Here is a 17749-nt window from a genome sequence, read left to right as displayed (position 1 = left end):
AACCGCCTTAAAAAAGACGGTTTTTATTACCAACTTAAGATGAATTAACGCTTAAGTGCTTCGCTCAATAGTGGGCGGAATGTCTTAACAAGTGCAGTGGTCGTCTTTGGAGTACCAGCAACAATGTTACCTGACACTAGGTAGTTGTGGTTACCAGTAAAGTCAGTAACAGTACCGCCAGCTTCACGTACGATTAGATCGCCAGCAGCGATATCCCATGGCTTAAGACCAATTTCAAAGAAACCATCTAAACGGCCAGCAGCAAGGTATGCAAGATCAAGTGCTGCAGAACCGCCACGACGTAGGTCAGCAGACTGAGCAAATACAGCTGCAAACAGCTTCATGTAAGTTTCAGTGTGTTGCTTAGCTTTGAATGGGAAACCAGTACCAATAATAGTTTCGCTTAATTCATTGTTCTTAACACGGATGCGGAAATCGTTAAGTTTAGCGAATTTACCACGAACAGCAGAGAACAACTCGTCACGAATAGGATCGTAAACAACAGCGACTTCGGTTTTACCTTTAAACTGCATCGCGATAGATACAGCAAAGTGAGGAATACCTCTTACGAAGTTATTAGTGCCATCCAGAGGGTCAACAATCCATACGTAATCTTTATTAGTTCCTTTGTTCTCACCAGTCTCTTCACCAATAATAGTGTGGTCTGGGTAAGCTTTGCGGATCTGATACGTGATTGCAGCTTCAGCTTCCTTGTCTACGTTAGTTACGTAGTCGTTAACACCTTTCGAGGTGACTTCTATACGGTCTAGTTCCGCATAGGCGCGGACAATAGTTTGGCCGGCAGCGCGAGCAGCGCGCACAGCAATGGTATGCATTGGAAGCATTGCAAATCCCCTGGATGTAAAAGAACGGATATAAATTATCGGAGGCGGATTATACCCGATTTGACGGTTATATCAAATGCTGATTTTTGTATAAGCAAAATGAGTCGCTTGTGGTAACATTCTTTCACGTGTTCTCTCAGAAAAATAAGTAGTTTCATGCTCAGCAATATTCGCGTCGTTCTTGTCGGTACTTCCCACCCAGGGAATATAGGTTCTACAGCCCGTGCTATGAAAACCATGGGGTTATCCACTTTATATCTTGCTGAGCCAAAGGTTGAGCCAGATGGTCATTCGATCGCGTTAGCGGCTGGTGCATCGGATATTCTAAAGCATGCGATTACCGTAGGCTCAGTAGAAGAAGCCATTGCAGATTGTAGCTTAGTGATTGCAACAAGTGCTCGTAGCCGTACCTTAGACTGGCCGATGCTTGAGCCACGTGAAGCGGGTGAGAAATTAGTCGGCTCAGCATTAACCGGCCCTGTAGCTATCGTATTTGGACGTGAAAATAACGGCCTAACGAATGAAGAGCTACAGCGCTGTGATTATCATGTTGCTATTCCTGCTAACCCAGAATACACCTCATTGAATCTGGCACAAGCAGTGCAGATTATCTGTTATGAGGCACGGGTAGCCCATCTTGCGCAAGTGCAAAGTAGCGCAGAGCCTGTTCAAACTGTTGATAGTGAGGACACTCTAGTTGATTTTCCATCATCAAAAGAGCGTGAAAACTTCTATGAGCACTTAGAAAATACATTACTAGCCACTAACTTTATTGTTAAAAACCATCCTGGCCATGTAATGATGAAGTTACGTCGTTTATTTAGCCGTACGCGTATTGAGCGTCAAGAGATGAACATCTTGCGCGGGATATTGACCTCGATTGATAAAGTCGTTGCCAAAAATGAGACCAAAGATAAGTAAACAGCGTTAAGCAAAGGAAGTAGCTAAATGGGTGTTATCGCAAGATTGAAAGACGACATAGCCTCTATTTACCATAGAGATCCTGCAGCAAACGGGACGATTGAAATTTTATTCAATTACCCGGGAATGCAGGCAATTTGGATCCACAGGGTGAGCCATAAACTCTGGGTCAGAAATTGGCGACTTTCGGCGCGATGTTTATCCACTTTCTCTCGATGGTTAACGGGTGTAGAAATACACCCTGGAGCGACCATTGGTGATCGCTTCTTTATTGATCATGGTATGGGAGTTGTGATTGGTGAAACGGCTAATATTGGCAACGACTGTACGCTATACCATGGGGTAACGTTAGGTGGTACAACTTGGCAATCAGGTAAGCGCCACCCAACTTTAGGTAATAATGTGGTGATCGGTGCGGGGGCTAAGGTCTTAGGACCTATCACTATGAATGACGGCGCACGCGTTGGTTCCAATTCTGTAGTGGTTAAAGATGTTCCTGCTGATACCACAGTGGTGGGAATTCCTGGCCGCGTCGTTGCGTCGCCATCCGCTCAGTCTAAAGAGACATCCCAGCGCCGCACTGAAATGGCTAAAAAGTATGGTTTCGATGCCTACGCGGTATCGCCAGATAATCCTGATCCGGTTGCTAATGCTATTGGTCAAATGTTAGATCATATGCATTTGATGGACTCTAAAGTTCAAGAAGTCTGCCAGGCTGTACAAACTTTGGGCGGAAGCGTCTGTACTGAAAAATTACCAGAGCTTGATGTGGAAGATTTTAATGATGCAGAAATTGCGGCAGCGCAGAAGCGTCAGAAGTCTTTAGATGAGTTTGATCCCATTATCTAGAATAATGTGCGTTTAAAATCTTAAATGTCATTGAATCTTGCCTAATAAACAGGTTAAATACCCCAGCAAAATGACGGGGTATTTAGTTCCTGTCATGATCCTATTAATACTTGACCAAATTACTAGGCTTTATACTTGACTAAAACAGTCAGGTATGTTGAAATTAGTCTATGCTTTTTTGGGAGACGTAGTAGCATGAAACTTACATCGAAAGGTCGGTACGCAGTAACTGCAATGTTAGACGTTGCCATGCATTCAACTAATGGTCCTGTGCCATTGGCCGATATTTCCGAGCGTCAAGGGATCTCTCTATCTTACCTCGAACAACTCTTTGCAAAACTCAGAAAAAATGGTTTGGTTTCTAGTGTCCGTGGACCTGGTGGTGGATATCGCCTAGGTACAGATGCTTGCGACATTTCCGTTGGAATGGTTGTACGTGCGGTTGATGAGTCCGTCGATGCAACGCGCTGCCAAGGTCAAGGTAATTGCCAGAGTGGAACCCGATGTTTAACCCATTCGCTTTGGGGAGATTTAAGCAATCAGATCTCTGATTTCTTAAATGGCATATCGTTAGCAGGATTGATGCATAAAAGAGATGTGCAGTTTATCTCCGTTAAACAAGATAAATTGCAGCAGGAGCAAAGACTAAGCATTTAGCCGTCTTTGTTATGAATATAAAAATTATTTTTTGTACGTTGTAAGTGGTCTCTACTCGAGGCTACAAAGTACGGAGTGTGTGATGAAGCTACCTATTTATTTAGATTATGCTGCGACGACGCCAGTTGACCCTCGCGTTGCAGAGAAAATGATGCAGTGCCTGACAATGGACGGCATTTTCGGTAATCCAGCGTCTCGTTCTCACCGTTACGGTTGGCAAGCTGAAGAGGCTGTTGATATTGCTCGTAACCAAGTCGCTGATTTGATTAACGCTGATCCACGTGAAATCGTGTTTACTTCAGGTGCGACTGAGTCTGACAACCTAGCAATTAAAGGTGTTGCTCACTTCTATCATAAGAAGGGTAAACACATCATCACCAGCAAGACTGAACACAAAGCCGTGTTAGATACTTGCCGCCAACTTGAGCGTGAAGGTTACGAAGTGACTTACCTTCAACCTGAGCCAAGTGGTCTAATTCCAGTTGCTATGATTGAAGCCGCTATGCGTGAAGACACTATTTTAGTGAGTATCATGCAAGTGAATAACGAAATCGGTGTGATTCAAGATATCGATGCAATTGGTGAGCTTTGCCGTTCACGTAAAATTATATTCCACGTTGATGCAGCGCAAAGCGCGGGTAAATTACCTATCGACGTGCAAACGACTAAAGTCGATTTGATGTCTATTTCTGGTCACAAAATGTATGGCCCTAAAGGTATTGGCGCACTTTATGTCAGCCGTAAACCTCGTATCCGTCTAGAAGCGGCTATGCATGGTGGTGGACATGAGCGTGGTATGCGTAGTGGTACACTTGCGACTCATCAAATTGTGGGTATGGGTGAAGCAGCAGCCGTTGCTAAAGCCGATATGGATGTGGATAACCAGCGTATTCGTCGCTTACGTGACAAACTATGGAATGGTATCAATCATATTGAAGAAACCTATATCAATGGTGATATGGAAAACAGATATTGCGGTAGCCTAAATGTGAGTTTCAACTTCGTTGAAGGTGAATCATTGATGATGGCGCTAAAAGATTTAGCTGTATCGTCTGGATCAGCCTGTACTTCTGCAAGCTTAGAGCCAAGCTATGTTCTACGTGCTCTAGGACTTAATGATGAAATGGCTCATAGCTCAATTCGATTCTCAATCGGGCGTTTTACAACTGATGAAGAAATCGACCATGCAATAGAAACGATTAAAGAATCTATTGGTAATTTAAGGGAAATGTCGCCGCTTTGGGAAATGTTCAAAGACGGTATCGATCTGGACTCAGTCCAGTGGGCACATCACTAACCTTAACTTAATTCACGAATAGATAAATTGGAGTAGTATCATGGCTTATAGCGAAAAAGTAATCGATCATTATGAAAACCCGCGTAACGTTGGCTCATTTGATAAAAACGACCCTTCAGTTGTGACCGGAATGGTCGGTGCACCAGCTTGTGGTGACGTAATGAAGCTGCAACTGCGCATCGACGACAACGGTATTATCGAAGACGCTAAGTTCAAAACTTACGGTTGCGGCAGCGCGATAGCTTCTAGCTCACTAGTAACAGAGTGGGTAAAAGGCAAAACCGTTGATGAAGCGTTAGCGATTAAGAATACTGATATTGCAGAAGAGCTTGCTTTACCACCAGTCAAAATCCATTGTTCTATCTTGGCTGAAGATGCGATTAAAGCCGCTCTAGATGAGTACAAAACAAAGCAATCTAAGTAATACCTGGAGTTAAGATGGCAATTAGTATCACTCCCGCTGCGGCTGAACGTGTTAGAAGTTTTTTAACCAGCCGTGGCAAAGGTTTAGGCTTACGTCTAGGGCTTAAGACATCAGGCTGCTCTGGTATGGCATACGTACTGGAGTTTGTTGATGACCTGAATGACGACGATGAGCTCTATGATATCGATGGTGTGAAAATCATCATCGATGCCAAAAGCTTTATCTATCTTCAAGGGATTGAGTTGGACTTTGTTAAAGAAGGTCTAAACGAAGGTTTCCAATTTAATAACCCTAATGCGAAAGGTGAATGTGGCTGCGGTGAGAGTTTTACCGTATAAGCTATTAAAAGTTAAACTATGAATTATTTCGAGCTGTTTAGTTTACTTCCTTCCTATGATGTCGACACCGCCTTACTTGCAGAACGCTATCGCGATCTGCAAAGGGCGGTTCATCCCGACAAATTTGCTAACGCAAGTGAGCAAGATAAACGTCTTTCTGTGCAGCGCACAGCGCAAATCAATGATGCTTTTCAAACACTCAAGAACCCCATTCAAAGAGCTGAGCACTTGCTTGCATTGAAAGGGCTAGAGTTAAGTCACGAGTCTACAACATTAAAAGATACCCAATTTTTAATGCAACAGATGGAGTGGCGAGAATCACTTGAAGACATTAGCCATAGTAATAATCCAGATGACGAGATCGCCGCGCTTTACGACTCTTTTGAGCAATACGCGAAACAGATCACAGCAGACCTAAAAGTGATGCTGGTGAGTGATCTTGAAGCTGACCATTTGCAGGCAGCAGATCAAATTCGTAAACTCAAGTTTATGGCAAAATTACAAGACGAGTTGACCAGAATTGAAGACGCGTTCTTAGATTAGTCAGCTGGGTTAATTTTATAATATTGTTGGCTCAAGTTGTTGAGCCAACATTTTTTTAAGTTGGATATATATGGCACTTTTGCAGATAGCAGAGCCTGGACAGAGCGCTGCTCCCCACCAACATCGTCTCGCTGTTGGAATAGATTTAGGCACCACTAACTCACTTGTTGCTGCGGTACGTAGCGGCGTGGCGAATACGTTACCAGACGAAGATTCACAGCATTCATTGCCTTCTGTCGTCCGTTATACCCAAGAGGCTGTGATGGTAGGGCGCGAAGCTGAAGCTTTTTCAGCTCAAGATCCGCAAAATACCATAGTGTCAGTAAAACGTTTTATGGGACGTAGTCTCGACGATATTCAATCGGGCGAGCAATCATTTGCTTATTCTTTTGAAGCAAGCGATAACGGCTTACCGATTTTTGTGACCCCTCAAGGTAAAGTTAATCCTGTCCAAGTCTCTGCAGAGATTTTAAAGCCGCTGGTTGCGCGTGCAGAGTCGACACTTGGTGGTACCCTAGAAGGCGTGGTGATCACTGTTCCTGCATATTTTGATGATGCGCAGCGCCAAGGTACTAAAGATGCTGCATCGCTCACAGGCGTTAAAGTATTACGTCTGTTGAATGAGCCTACCGCGGCAGCAATTGCTTACGGCTTAGACAGTGGTCAAGAGGGGGTGATTGCGGTTTATGATCTCGGTGGTGGTACATTTGATATCTCAATTTTACGTTTAAACAAAGGCGTATTTGAGGTGTTGGCAACGGGTGGTGACTCAGCATTGGGTGGTGATGATTTTGATCATCTTTTGCAGGCTTACTTTATCGCGCAGTGGCAGTTATCTGATATTAGCGCAAGCTTAAACCGTAAACTGCAGATCGAAGCACGCCGCGTTAAAGAGGCGCTAACAGAGTCTGATACAACCCAGGCAACAGTGACTGATGATCAGGGACAAGGGCTTTCTTTGACTGTTACTCGTGAGCAGTTTGACAGCTTGATTAGTCAATTAGTTAAGAAAACCGTCAGCAGCTGTCGCCGTGCACTACGTGATGCTGGCGTCAGCAGCGATGAAGTGCTGGAAACTGTGATGGTTGGTGGCTCTACTCGCGTACCTTTGGTGCGCAAAGAAGTTGCAAGCTTTATGGGGAAAACGCCGTTAACCTCTATTGATCCCGACCGCGTCGTTGCGATTGGCGCAGCTATTCAAGCTGATATTTTGGTCGGTAATAAGCCTGAATCAGACCTATTACTGCTCGATGTTATTCCGTTATCACTGGGTATCGAAACCATGGGCGGATTAGTGGAAAAGGTGGTTTCACGTAATACCACTATTCCGGTCGCTCGAGCACAAGAGTTTACAACGTTTAAAGACGGTCAAACGGCGATGGCATTCCACGTGGTACAAGGGGAGCGAGAGTTAGTGGCAGATTGCCGTTCACTTGCTAGATTTACCCTTAAAGGTATTCCACCTCTTGCTGCAGGTGCTGCGCATATTCGGGTGACCTTTCAAGTTGATGCGGACGGCTTACTTAGCGTGACGGCTATGGAAAAATCAACGGGTGTAAAAACCACGATACAAGTTAAGCCATCATTTGGCCTAAGTGATCAAGAAATTGGCAGCATGCTAAAAGACTCAATGGCAAACGCCAAAGATGACATTACACGTCGCATGCTGGCTGAAAAACAAGTAGAAGCGGCTCGCGTTCTTGAGTCATTGAGTTCAGCTCTAAATAAAGACAGCGACTTATTGACTACAGATGAACGTGAAGTGATTCAAGCCAATATGGCCTTGTTGGCTCAGGTAGCTAGCGAAGGCGATGCTGACGCGATAGAAGCCGCTATCGAAACACTAGATACAGCGACGCAGGACTTTGCTGCTAAGCGTATGGATAATTCAATACGACTCGCTCTAAAAGGGCAGTCGGTTGACAATATATAGGTAAGGTTATGCCACAAATTGTATTTTTACCCCATCAAGAGTTATGCCCAGACGGAGCTGTAGTTGAAGCAAACGAAGGCGAAACCGTTTTAGATGTTGCACTGCGCAACGGTATTCATATCGAACACGCATGTGAGAAATCGTGCGCTTGCACGACTTGCCACGTAGTGATCCGTGAAGGCTTTGACGAACTTGAAGAAAGTGATGAGCTTGAAGATGACATGCTTGATAAAGCATGGGGCTTAGAGCCTGAAAGCCGTCTTTCTTGCCAAGCAAAAGTGCCTGCTTCAGATATCGTCGTCGATATTCCTAAATACACGATTAATATGGTTAGCGAAGGTTAGTCCCGCTAACAATCGATATTAAAAATATGTATTTATTAAAAGCCAGTAGCGAGCTACTGGCTTTTTTGTTTCTGAGTTTTAGTGCTTCATATGCAGGGTTAACAAGCTTAAAACCTAGCTCAACTATGCTTTCACTCATTGCGCGCAGCATTGTGCTTTATGTTCTCTACATAGATTAAGGCGTGTTCTCTATTTATGGTGCTCAGGTGCTGCGAATGGCATTTATGCCCGCTTATATCGATTTAGGAAGCTAAGTAACGCGTTAGCCGTTACCGAGGGTGCAAAAGCCGAGGAGCAATGCATGACCTTACACAGCAGTCCAAAATATCGATGAGCGAACACATCTTTATAAGGATAGGTATTATACTGATGATATGACTGTTGAAAGGAGAGCGACAATGAAGCTTAAATGGATAGATTCTTTAGAGATTGCACTGTATTTGATTGATAAGTATCCCGATGTTGATCCTGAGACGGTCCGCTTCACGGATCTCAATGAATGGGTGTTAGCTTTAGACTGTTTTGATGATGATCCTAACCATTGTAACGAGCGTGTGCTTGAAGCTATTCAGGCCAATTGGATAGCAGAAAAATGAGACGAATTGTCTCAAGAATTGTAGAAAGTGTGATCTAAGTCGTATCTGCTTGGGTTGGTGGCTACAAAGGTACTTAGCTTTGATCCGTATCAAATGTATTCTCATAATTTGCTTTAATTTAGAACAGTGCTCGTAATTGAGTTGGCGCAAGTCACGAAATTAAACAAATTATAAAAAGGGATGTTAGCATGCGTAAGTTACTATTATTAACAGCAATAATTTTATCACCAATGACAGTTTTTGCTCATGAAGGTCATGGCGGGGTAGGCCTTTTCCATCATTTTATGGATTTAGCACCTGCATTGGGATTATTAGCCGTGATTGCGGCTGGCTTCATTTGGGTTAAAAGGCGTAAGTAACCGTCCCTAGTGCGACTGGTTAAAGACGTTAGCCAGTCGCTTTAAAGATGCTAATTTATTCAAGTTATTAGGTTAAGCACGCGCAAAAGTGTGACGCAGTCGCTTGTTCTTAATTTCGATACAAGACTTATCTCAACAAGATAGCTGCTTAAGGGTAGGCAATAGGCCTATAATTTCGTATAATCCGCGCGAAAATTAAAACCCCCTATACATAAGAAGGAAGCTTTTCATGGCTATCGAACGTACTTTTTCTATCATTAAGCCTGATGCTGTTGCAAAAAATCACATTGGCGCTATCTACAACCGTTTTGAAACGGCTGGCCTGAAAATCATCGCTTCTAAAATGGTACACCTAAGCAAAGAGCAAGCTGAAGGTTTCTACGCTGAGCACAGTGAGCGTCCTTTCTTTGGTGCACTAGTTGCATTCATGACTTCTGGTCCTATCATGGTCCAAACTCTTGAAGGCGAGAACGCTGTTCTAGCACACCGTGAAATCTTAGGTGCTACAAATCCAGCTGAAGCGGCTGAAGGCACTATTCGTGCTGATTTCGCAGAAAGCATCGATGAGAACGCTGCTCATGGTTCTGACTCAGTTGCATCTGCTGAGCGTGAAGTTGCTTACTTCTTCAGCACTGAAGAGTTATGCCCACGCACTCGTTAATTCGAACGCGTACATAAAGGAGCCTTAAGGCTCCTTTTTTTTGCCTACTAAAACTAAGTAGGGCTTAATATAATACCCATTCGCTGTAGTAGTTTATCCCTTTCTTTTGTTAACCATCTTGTTTAACTTCTTACTTGTTACTTCATCGCTTTTAGTCATTCATCGATGCGACGCGTTTCCTGACTCCCTAAGTATAAACGACATACTTTAGGTCTCGGTAAATAATCGTCTAATTAATAAAGTGTGTTTATTAACCAATAAATTCGCAAGTCGGGTAGGTTTAGTTTGTTTTTTGTTAAATAACACATTTAAATAACACTGATTTAAATTAAACTTTAGATACATGATGAATTAATTGTTAATTATATGTGATTTTTTGGTGTGAATATTTTTGTTTTGCTATTGCTTTAAATAACAGCGGTCAAAGTCCGAGTTTTAGTGTTTTAAGCCTTATTATGTTGTTTTTGTCTTCAGTTTTGATTTATTTTTGAGCGGTTGCATAATGTTTACCGTTAATAACTCGTTAACATTTGAAATGGTGGTTGATACATGTTCTTATCAAAACTAGTACGCATCAAAATTATTCTAAAGCACTGTTTTTGCTTGTTTTTAATTGCTTTCTATTTGTATATTTAAGTATGCTTGTATCAATTGATATCATTCGCGTTATTTTTATGTAATGACTATTGACTTAAAGGTTAAATTTTAACAGTATTTACTGCGAAGTAATTAACTTCCTTTTAAAGAATAATAAATATATCAGTTTCAGTTTTTAACATTCTGGGATTTGAGGGGATAAATATGAACTCAGTAACCTTAACCGCAAAAGCAATACGTCGTAGCTTTATTGCAGCAGCAGCGACAAGTGTAGCCTTATCTGGATTTGCATTTGCAGAAGAAGCGACAACAGATGATAAAGTAGAACGAATCGAAGTAACCGGTTCGCGTATCCAACGAACAGATATGGAAACAGCTTCACCAGTAACTATTTTTAGTGCAGAAGATATCGATAAAACAGGTTTTTCTACTGTTGCCGAGTTTTTGCGTACGACCGCGGCTTCAGGCGGATTTAATGAGTCCTCTACCTTAAGTCAAGCAGCTGGTGCTTCATCGGTTGGTTTACGTGGATTCTCCCCTGATTACACTTTGATTTTGCTAAATGGTCGACGTTTGCCTAAAAATGCTGCTGGTGGCATCTTTACTGACGTAAACCAGTTACCTATTGCAGCGGTATCACGCATTGAGGTTTTACCAGATGGTGCTTCAGCTATCTACGGCTCTGATGCGGTGGCGGGCGTAATTAACATTATTACAAAAACAGATTTTGAAGGCTTAGATTTTTCAGCTCGTTATGGTGCTGCAATTGAGCACATGGATGCTGATGAAGCAAACTTTTCGATAGTGGCGGGAGCCTCTAATGAAAAAAGTAATATTTTATTTGCTGCTGAATATTTCGAGCGTAAAGCTATCCAAGCTACAGATCGTGAATTTGGTAGTACGGCTAACATTCCTGGTAAAGTAGGTGGCAATGGCCAGTCAACTTGGGGCATTCCAGGGTTTACTGCTATTTATGGTAATGAAGGAACTGTTTCTGCTTCTCAAGGAAGCGCACCTTGGTCTGACTGTCCTGCTGATGATGTGCTAAGTAATGGGCGTTGTGCTTATGATTTTGCACCTTTGTATCAAATCCAGCCTGATTCAGACCGCCAGTCTATTTTTACTTCAATTAACCACGAGTTTACGGATGCATTGAAGTTTGACGGCCAATTTCGTTACTCACGCGCTTATACGCGCACTTCAAATGCTCCATCACCTGGTGCCGTAGAGGTAACAAATAGCCCATATCTGAATGATTTCTTAATGAATGACAGATATAAAGATGATCAGGCTACTGGCCAGCAAGTGATTGATGAAATTGCAGCTGGGGAAGCAAGTGTATATGTTGGTCGTCGCTATTTGGATTTTCCAAATCGCGAAAAAGATAATACCAATGAAACTTTTGAGTCTGTGGTTGGGTTAAATTACGATATTGACGATAACTGGTTCTTAGATTATGACCTAGGTTTCTCGCGCTTGACTAACCGTCAGGTTGGCGCAGCAGGTCAGTTATTAATCGAGGGGGTTGAAGAGGCATTTTCTAATGGTACTCTTAATCCATTTATAATTAATGATTGCTCCTCAGATGAGCTAGCTGAAGTTTGTCAAGATTTGCAAGCATCAATTCACCGTACTGGTGAATTCAAGATGACTTTCTCATCACTGGTTTTATCTGGAATGACACCATTTGAATTATGGGGTGGAGACATTGGACTTGCAACTGGTTTAGATTATCGTAAAGAGGAGTATTCAGATCGCTCAGATCCTGCTTCGGTAGCAGGTCAAGTAATTGGTGGCGCGGGTTCTAATGGTGGCGGCAACTCGACCAATTATGCAGGCTTTGCTGAAGTATCATTACCTATTTTAGATAATATGGAAGTGAATCTAGCTGTTCGTTATGATAAAGCTGACTGGGAAGTTAATGATGATGCTAAAACTACCTATTCAGCAAAAGTTGCTTATACACCAATTGATGATTTGTTACTGCGTGCTAGTTACGGTACAGGCTTCAAAGCACCAAGCCTAGATAGTTTGTATTTAAATGAATCATCTGGTGTGCAATTTGCTGTAGACACTAAATTGTGTAATGAAGCTGGCAATAATCCTGACAGTGTTGATTGTAAGCGCTTAGAGCTAAACTCTAAATCAGGTGGTAACGTAGACTTAGAGTCTGAAACTTCAACTTCTTATAATATTGGTGCTGTTTATCAGCTTACAGACGACTTGTCTTTCTCTATTGACTATTGGTCACTGACTGTAGATAACATCATAGGTAGCTTGAGTATCCAGGAAATTTTGGATGCAGAGGCACAGGGTGAATTAACCGACTTAGTTGTACGTAACTCTCAAGGTCGTTTAGATGATTCAGCCCGTACAGGTTATGTTCAGACAAACTTGCAAAACTTAACTGAACAAAGTGCCGCAGGTTTAACTTATGATTTACAATATTCAGGAGACTTTTCATTTGGCGGTATCAGTGCCGTTTTACGTGCGGAGCAGTATCTGTCATATAAAACACAATCTTCAGCTGTACAGCCTCTGTGTGATTGGGCCGAAGATGATGCTATGGAGAAGTGGCGTTTAAACGGTAATGTGTCTTATGAAGTTGGTAATCTTGAAACTACTTTGAATGCGCGTTGGTTACAAGGTTATGATCAATATGAGAAGCGTAATACTGCGAATAATTCTTGTCAGTTAGTTGGATGGTACGATACAGGCTCAGAGCTAGATGCAAATGGTGATTTAGTTGATGCAGGTGATCCGCAACATGTGGCTAGTTATGTGCAGTTTGACCTAACAAGTGTTTATTATATTAATGAGCACAACAAGGTAACTGTGGGGATCCGTAATCTACTTGATCGTCAGCCATCATTTAGCGACCCATACAGCTGGCCTTTCTATGACCAAGGTACATACGACAACATCGGTCGTTTTGCTTACCTTCAATATGATGTTAGCTTTTAAGTTGTAAAATCAAGATCTATAAGTTAATAGAGCGGATTTAATATTGTTTAATTTAAGCAGAAAGTGAGTGTTTAAAATAATGGTTTAAAGCTTAAAAATCCAGTGCAGACTTTGTTTGTACTGGATTTTTTTATGGCTTGCTACTTGAAGGAGCCAAAATACACAATGGGGTGAGTTATCCCTATGGCTTCTATGACATCATAGGTTTTGATGTATAGCGTCATGACATTCTAAGTGTTCGCTATTACCTTCGAGATAACAAAAAACCTCCTTAATTAGGAGGTTTTTTTATGGCTGGCTTTTGGTAATACTAGCCAGTGACTTATCCCGCTATGTTAGTGGTTAAGTCTGAGTTCTTGCCTATGTTGGCGGCTAAAGTGGCCGCTGCAATCGATACAGCGCTGCTCTAAAGGATCTCTGGCTAATTGCTCAGCTTCGATTTGACTTTCACAATCGCTACACACACCGTACAAGCCTATTTCAAGCTGACAACGAGCGGCATCTAGGCGCATCAACTTAAAAAATAATGGATGATCGCATAAGTGAACCTCTGTCATTATTTGAATGAGTTCACAAAGAGAATAATTATGCTGGTCCATTAGCGTGGCTTGCATCTCGGGGAGTGCACCAATCTTGACTCTTAGTTCCGATTCTATATCGGATAAGGTTTGTTTGACTTGGTTTGTACTCACTTAGGTTGCCTACAATTATTGACTTTAAGGCTAGTTAGTCTAAACATGCAGTCATATTTCGTCATGATAGAGATCAATTCCGCGCTATATTTTGCTATTTTTGTGGCGTAAATAGCACTTAACATTGATCTAGTCAGGTAGTTTGGCGCGAGCGAGCTTCAGCACTTGAATGATTTCTTCTGCATTTTTAAAGACTCTAAGCTCTCGAAATAGTTCGTCAGCTTCACTATATTGACGATTTAAATAGCCAAACCATTGCTTGATCCGAGCAGGATAATAGGTGCTTTTTCTGCCTTCTAATTCACGGTCAGTGTATTCAAGCATAAGATCGAGTGATTGCTGCCAAGTATAAGGTTTATCGCCTTTTATACTCGCGGCCAAATTAGGTAGCGATATTGCGCCGCGTCCAACCATGATGCTGTCGCAACCAGTGACGTCCATGCACCGCTGTGCATCTTGCTGGTTCCAGATCTCACCGTTTGCAATAACTGGGATCGGTAACTTAGCATTTATATCTGCAATATATTCCCAGTAAGCTGGTGGCTTATAACCATCAACTTTACTCCGAGCATGCACTGCAAGTTCACTCGCCCCAGCTTCATAAATGGCTAAAGCATTTTCCATATACAGTGACTTATCGTTAAAACCGAGGCGTATTTTAGCTGTAACAGGTTGCTCATTGGGCACCGCATCACGCATGGCTTTAACGACGTTATAAAGCTGTTCAGGGTATTGCAACATGACCGCACCGCCATTGCTGCGGTTGACCATTTTAGCTGGGCAGCCAAAGTTCACATCAACCCCTCTTGAACCAAGCTCTACGGCTCTGATGGCATTTTCCGCCATCCAACCTGGTTCTTGTCCAAGTAATTGAACACGAACGGGCGTCCCAGAGAGTGTTTGCCCGCCTGAATGTAATTCAGGGCAGAGACGATAAAAGACCTTTTCCGGTAAAAGTTGGTCCACGACGCGGACAAATTCTGTGACCATAAGATCATAAGGGTTGATTGCTGAGAGGATCTCTCGCATTAAATCGTCAACAACGCCTTCCATAGGCGCCAAAATTATTCGCACTGACTTGTCCAACATATCGATATTTCGAGGCGCTGCATTCTACCTCATACCCAACAGTCATCCAAATAGACAGGCTATTTTTATCGGAGATAAAAGCACGATTATTCCGTGTCGCACATAATGTTAACGGCTTGTTGTCGTGGTCGTGAGCTTTATTTGTTAAATATTTTAAGTGAAATTACTGATAAAAAAGCGTTAAGCATCGCAATATCAATTGATTTCATCATGCTAATTATTTGCACTATCAGCTTTTATGGGTCATAAATGTGATAGTTGTAGTAAAAATGAAATTATATTGTTGGTTGGCAGGTCTAGTTAAGCAAGCCAGCAAAATGCTTTGTTGGTAACCAATACAAAATTGAGTAAGTAAAAGGATTAAATTATGAAATTAGTAAATAAAACTGCAATCACTGTCGCTGTAGGTGCTGTTGTAATGGGAAGTGCACTAACTGCTAGTGTACAAGCAAGTCCATTTGGTTATAGTGAAATGCAAGCTGGTTACCAACTGCTAGAAGGCGAAGGTAAGTGCGGTGAAGGTAAATGTGGCGCCGAGAAGAAAAATGCCAAAGAGGGCAAATGCGGTGAAGGTAAGTGTGGCGGCGACAAAATGAAAGCCAAAGAAGGCAAGTGTGGCGCTGACAAAATGAAAGCCAAAGAAGGCAAGTGTGGTGAAGGTAAGTGTGGCGCTGACAAAATGAAAGCCAAAGAAGGCAAGTGCGGTGAAGGTAAATGTGGCGGCGACAAAATGAAAGCCAAAGAAGGTAAGTGCGGCGCTGACAAAAAAGCCAAAGAAGGCAAGTGCGGCGGGGATAAGTAATCTGCAATCGGCATAAACACCATAGATATAAATAATTCCGGGTCAGCAGTTGCTGGCCCTATTTGTTAATGAAAACCTATAGTAGGCGCGCAGTATGACAAATAGCAATGAGGTGAATAAGGGGCAAGTTGGCTTAGGTCTTAGACGAGAAATGTTGGACGAGTTTTGTCAAGGAGTGCCAAGTGAAATCAATTTTTTTGAGGTCGCACCAGAAAACTGGATGACTCTAGGGGGCAAGTTTGGCCGTCAATTTAGAGAGCTTACCGAAAGACATGAGTTTTACTGCCACGGTTTATCACTTTCTATCGGCAGTCCGGCGCCATTAGATCTGCAGTTTGTTAAAAACGTCAAAGACTTTTTAGATTTACATCAAATCAAGACCTACTCAGAACACTTAAGCTATTGCTCCGGCAGCGGCCATATGTATGACTTAATGCCTATCCCATTTACGTCTGAAGCCGTTATGCATGTGGCTAAAAGGGTTAAGCAAGTAGAGGACATTATTGAAAGACCTTTAATATTGGAAAATGTTTCTTTTTATGCTGCTCCTGGCGCTGAAATGTCTGAGGCTGAATTTGTCTTAGCTGTTATGCAAGAGGCTGATTGTAAAATGCTACTCGACGTCAATAATATTTACGTTAACTCTATCAACCATCGTTATGACGCTGTTGAATTTTTAAAAGCCATGCCTACCGAACGAATAGCCTATCTACATATTGCAGGGCACTATGAAGAGGCTGAAGATCTTATTGTAGACACTCATGGCGCGGATATTGTCGATCCGGTGTGGAAGTTACTTGATGCCTGCCATGAGTGTCATGGAGTTTACCCAACCCTACTCGAACGAGATTTTAATATTCCACAAACCAATGAGCTGTTACTCGAGATTAATCAAATTCATGATTATCAAAATCGGCATATTGCCAGCTTAAAAAGGAGCGCTTAATGAGCTTTCTCGACGTACAGAAAAACTTCATGGATTACATTAAAGATCCGTCTCAGCCGCTTCCTAACGGTATTGAAGTTCGTCGAATGAAAATATATCGAGAGTTATTTTTTAATAATGTTGATGGCTTTGTGTCAAATGCATTTCCAGTACTAAAAAGCCTTTATAAAGAAGAAGATTGGTTAGCTATAGTGCAAAACTTTTTTGTTACTCACGACTGTCATAGCCCCATTTTTATTGAGATAGCTCAAGAGTTTTTGTTATTCCTGCAAACGGAATACAAAACGACAAAAATCGATCCGCCGTTTATGTTGGAGTTGGCCCATTACGAGTGGTTAGAATTAGTGGTCGCAGTCGCTCAAGATAATCACGAGCATAAGCTGATTAACCTCACTAAACAAAATTTAGAAGCCATCAATCTTAGTGTGTCATCTACGGCTAAAATTGCGCAGTATGCATATGATGTACAAAATATTAGTCCTGACTATCGCCCCAAATCTCCAAGTAAAGCACCGCAGTTTTTCTGTATCTATCGAGATCTCGATGAAGAGGTCTGTTTTTTACAATTAAATCCGTTAACTGCACAAGTGCTTGCTTATATGTCGCAACATACTAATCTTGGTTACACTGAACTGGTGGATTGGCTCGTACAAACATTCACTCATATCGACGCTGATGCCTTAAAGGCTGGGTGTTTACAGCTACTCACAGATCTGAGTCAGAAAGGTATTATTAAACAATTTATTGGTAAATAGGCTTTCTATTAGTGTGATCCACATCTATAATGATTTTGAAAATTGATCTAGATCAATAAATATCGTCAGCAATAATAAGTAGAGGAAGTCATGAGTCAGCCGTTTAAAGACCCATTCAATATTTTTTATTTCATTAT

General features: G+C 42.1%; 19 protein-coding genes. 16 read left to right on the top strand and 3 right to left on the bottom strand.

The window, feature by feature from the left end; translation table 11 throughout:
• Positions 1 to 44: 44 nt before the first annotated feature.
• Positions 45 to 845, bottom strand: a complete 801-nt coding sequence (suhB, locus tag ACVBIO_RS08540; protein WP_447162119.1) for an inositol-1-monophosphatase — start codon at positions 843 to 845, stop codon at positions 45 to 47.
• A gap of 156 nt (positions 846 to 1001) precedes the next feature.
• On the opposite strand from suhB, the gene trmJ reads away from it, so the two are divergent.
• The 13 genes from trmJ to ACVBIO_RS08475 all read left to right on the top strand — a co-directional run bounded on the left by trmJ (position 1002) and on the right by ACVBIO_RS08475 (position 13328).
• Positions 1002 to 1766: a tRNA (cytosine(32)/uridine(32)-2'-O)-methyltransferase TrmJ gene (gene trmJ / locus ACVBIO_RS08535; RefSeq protein ID WP_447162118.1), complete on the top strand. Its 765-nt coding sequence runs from the start codon at positions 1002 to 1004 to the stop codon at positions 1764 to 1766.
• A gap of 27 nt (positions 1767 to 1793) precedes the next feature.
• On the top strand, positions 1794 to 2615 hold the full coding sequence (gene cysE / locus ACVBIO_RS08530) for a serine O-acetyltransferase (protein ID WP_447162117.1): 822 nt from the start codon (positions 1794 to 1796) through the stop codon (positions 2613 to 2615).
• A 195-nt stretch (positions 2616 to 2810) separates the two neighbouring features.
• Positions 2811 to 3272, top strand: a complete 462-nt coding sequence (gene iscR / locus ACVBIO_RS08525; RefSeq protein WP_220770735.1) for a Fe-S cluster assembly transcriptional regulator IscR — start codon at positions 2811 to 2813, stop codon at positions 3270 to 3272.
• Between the two features lie 82 nt (positions 3273 to 3354).
• Positions 3355 to 4569, top strand: a complete 1215-nt coding sequence (locus tag ACVBIO_RS08520) for an IscS subfamily cysteine desulfurase (RefSeq protein ID WP_447170207.1) — start codon at positions 3355 to 3357, stop codon at positions 4567 to 4569.
• Positions 4570 to 4609: 40 nt separating this feature from the next.
• A complete protein-coding gene (gene iscU, locus ACVBIO_RS08515; RefSeq protein WP_447162115.1) occupies positions 4610 to 4993 on the top strand; it encodes a Fe-S cluster assembly scaffold IscU in 384 nt (127 codons plus the stop codon).
• A gap of 14 nt (positions 4994 to 5007) precedes the next feature.
• The gene (iscA, locus tag ACVBIO_RS08510; protein WP_447162114.1) at positions 5008 to 5331 is read left to right on the top strand and encodes an iron-sulfur cluster assembly protein IscA; all 324 of its coding nucleotides are present in this window, start codon (positions 5008 to 5010) and stop codon (positions 5329 to 5331) included.
• An 18-nt stretch (positions 5332 to 5349) separates the two neighbouring features.
• Positions 5350 to 5874 carry a co-chaperone HscB gene (hscB, locus tag ACVBIO_RS08505; protein WP_447162113.1) on the top strand — a complete coding sequence of 175 codons (525 nt, stop codon included), beginning with the start codon at positions 5350 to 5352 and terminating at the stop codon, positions 5872 to 5874.
• Between the two features lie 70 nt (positions 5875 to 5944).
• Positions 5945 to 7807 (top strand): Fe-S protein assembly chaperone HscA, encoded by a 1863-nt coding sequence (gene hscA, locus ACVBIO_RS08500; protein ID WP_447172407.1) that lies wholly within the window; start codon positions 5945 to 5947, stop codon positions 7805 to 7807.
• Between the two features lie 8 nt (positions 7808 to 7815).
• Positions 7816 to 8151: an ISC system 2Fe-2S type ferredoxin gene (gene fdx / locus ACVBIO_RS08495; protein ID WP_447162111.1), complete on the top strand. Its 336-nt coding sequence runs from the start codon at positions 7816 to 7818 to the stop codon at positions 8149 to 8151.
• A 398-nt stretch (positions 8152 to 8549) separates the two neighbouring features.
• Positions 8550 to 8747: a Fe-S cluster assembly protein IscX gene (iscX, locus tag ACVBIO_RS08490; RefSeq protein WP_447163434.1), complete on the top strand. Its 198-nt coding sequence runs from the start codon at positions 8550 to 8552 to the stop codon at positions 8745 to 8747.
• Between the two features lie 188 nt (positions 8748 to 8935).
• A complete protein-coding gene (locus ACVBIO_RS08485; protein ID WP_447172406.1) occupies positions 8936 to 9106 on the top strand; it encodes a hypothetical protein in 171 nt (56 codons plus the stop codon).
• A 229-nt stretch (positions 9107 to 9335) separates the two neighbouring features.
• Entirely contained in the window at positions 9336 to 9767 is a 432-nt protein-coding gene (gene ndk, locus ACVBIO_RS08480; RefSeq protein ID WP_447162108.1) for a nucleoside-diphosphate kinase, read from the top strand.
• An 801-nt stretch (positions 9768 to 10568) separates the two neighbouring features.
• On the top strand, positions 10569 to 13328 hold the full coding sequence (locus ACVBIO_RS08475; protein WP_447172405.1) for a TonB-dependent receptor plug domain-containing protein: 2760 nt from the start codon (positions 10569 to 10571) through the stop codon (positions 13326 to 13328).
• A gap of 335 nt (positions 13329 to 13663) precedes the next feature.
• On the opposite strand, the gene ACVBIO_RS08470 is transcribed toward ACVBIO_RS08475, so the two are convergent.
• Both ACVBIO_RS08470 and dusC read right to left on the bottom strand, forming a co-directional pair.
• The gene (locus tag ACVBIO_RS08470; protein WP_447162106.1) at positions 13664 to 14020 is read right to left on the bottom strand and encodes a TraR/DksA family transcriptional regulator; all 357 of its coding nucleotides are present in this window, start codon (positions 14018 to 14020) and stop codon (positions 13664 to 13666) included.
• A 129-nt stretch (positions 14021 to 14149) separates the two neighbouring features.
• Positions 14150 to 15094 carry a tRNA dihydrouridine(16) synthase DusC gene (dusC, locus tag ACVBIO_RS08465; RefSeq protein ID WP_447172404.1) on the bottom strand — a complete coding sequence of 315 codons (945 nt, stop codon included), beginning with the start codon at positions 15092 to 15094 and terminating at the stop codon, positions 14150 to 14152.
• A gap of 382 nt (positions 15095 to 15476) precedes the next feature.
• Between dusC and ACVBIO_RS08460 the strand changes: the two genes are divergently transcribed.
• The 3 genes from ACVBIO_RS08460 (at position 15477) to ACVBIO_RS08450 (ending at position 17612) form a co-directional block, all read left to right on the top strand.
• The gene (locus ACVBIO_RS08460) at positions 15477 to 15911 is read left to right on the top strand and encodes an HvfA family oxazolone/thioamide-modified RiPP metallophore (RefSeq protein ID WP_447172403.1); all 435 of its coding nucleotides are present in this window, start codon (positions 15477 to 15479) and stop codon (positions 15909 to 15911) included.
• 94 nt (positions 15912 to 16005) lie between these two features.
• Positions 16006 to 16857, top strand: coding sequence for an HvfB family MNIO-type RiPP peptide maturase (locus tag ACVBIO_RS08455; RefSeq protein WP_447162103.1), 852 nt, complete (start codon positions 16006 to 16008; stop codon positions 16855 to 16857).
• Complete coding sequence (locus ACVBIO_RS08450; protein ID WP_447172402.1) at positions 16857 to 17612, top strand: HvfC family RiPP maturation protein; 756 nt, start codon at positions 16857 to 16859, stop codon at positions 17610 to 17612. Before ACVBIO_RS08455 ends, ACVBIO_RS08450 begins: the two co-directional genes overlap by 1 nt.
• Positions 17613 to 17749: the final 137 nt, after the last annotated feature.

It is taken from the genome of Shewanella sp. 0m-8 (assembly GCF_052977265.1).
Note: the sequence above shows the minus strand (reverse complement) of the source record. Positions and strands in the feature narration are given on the sequence as shown.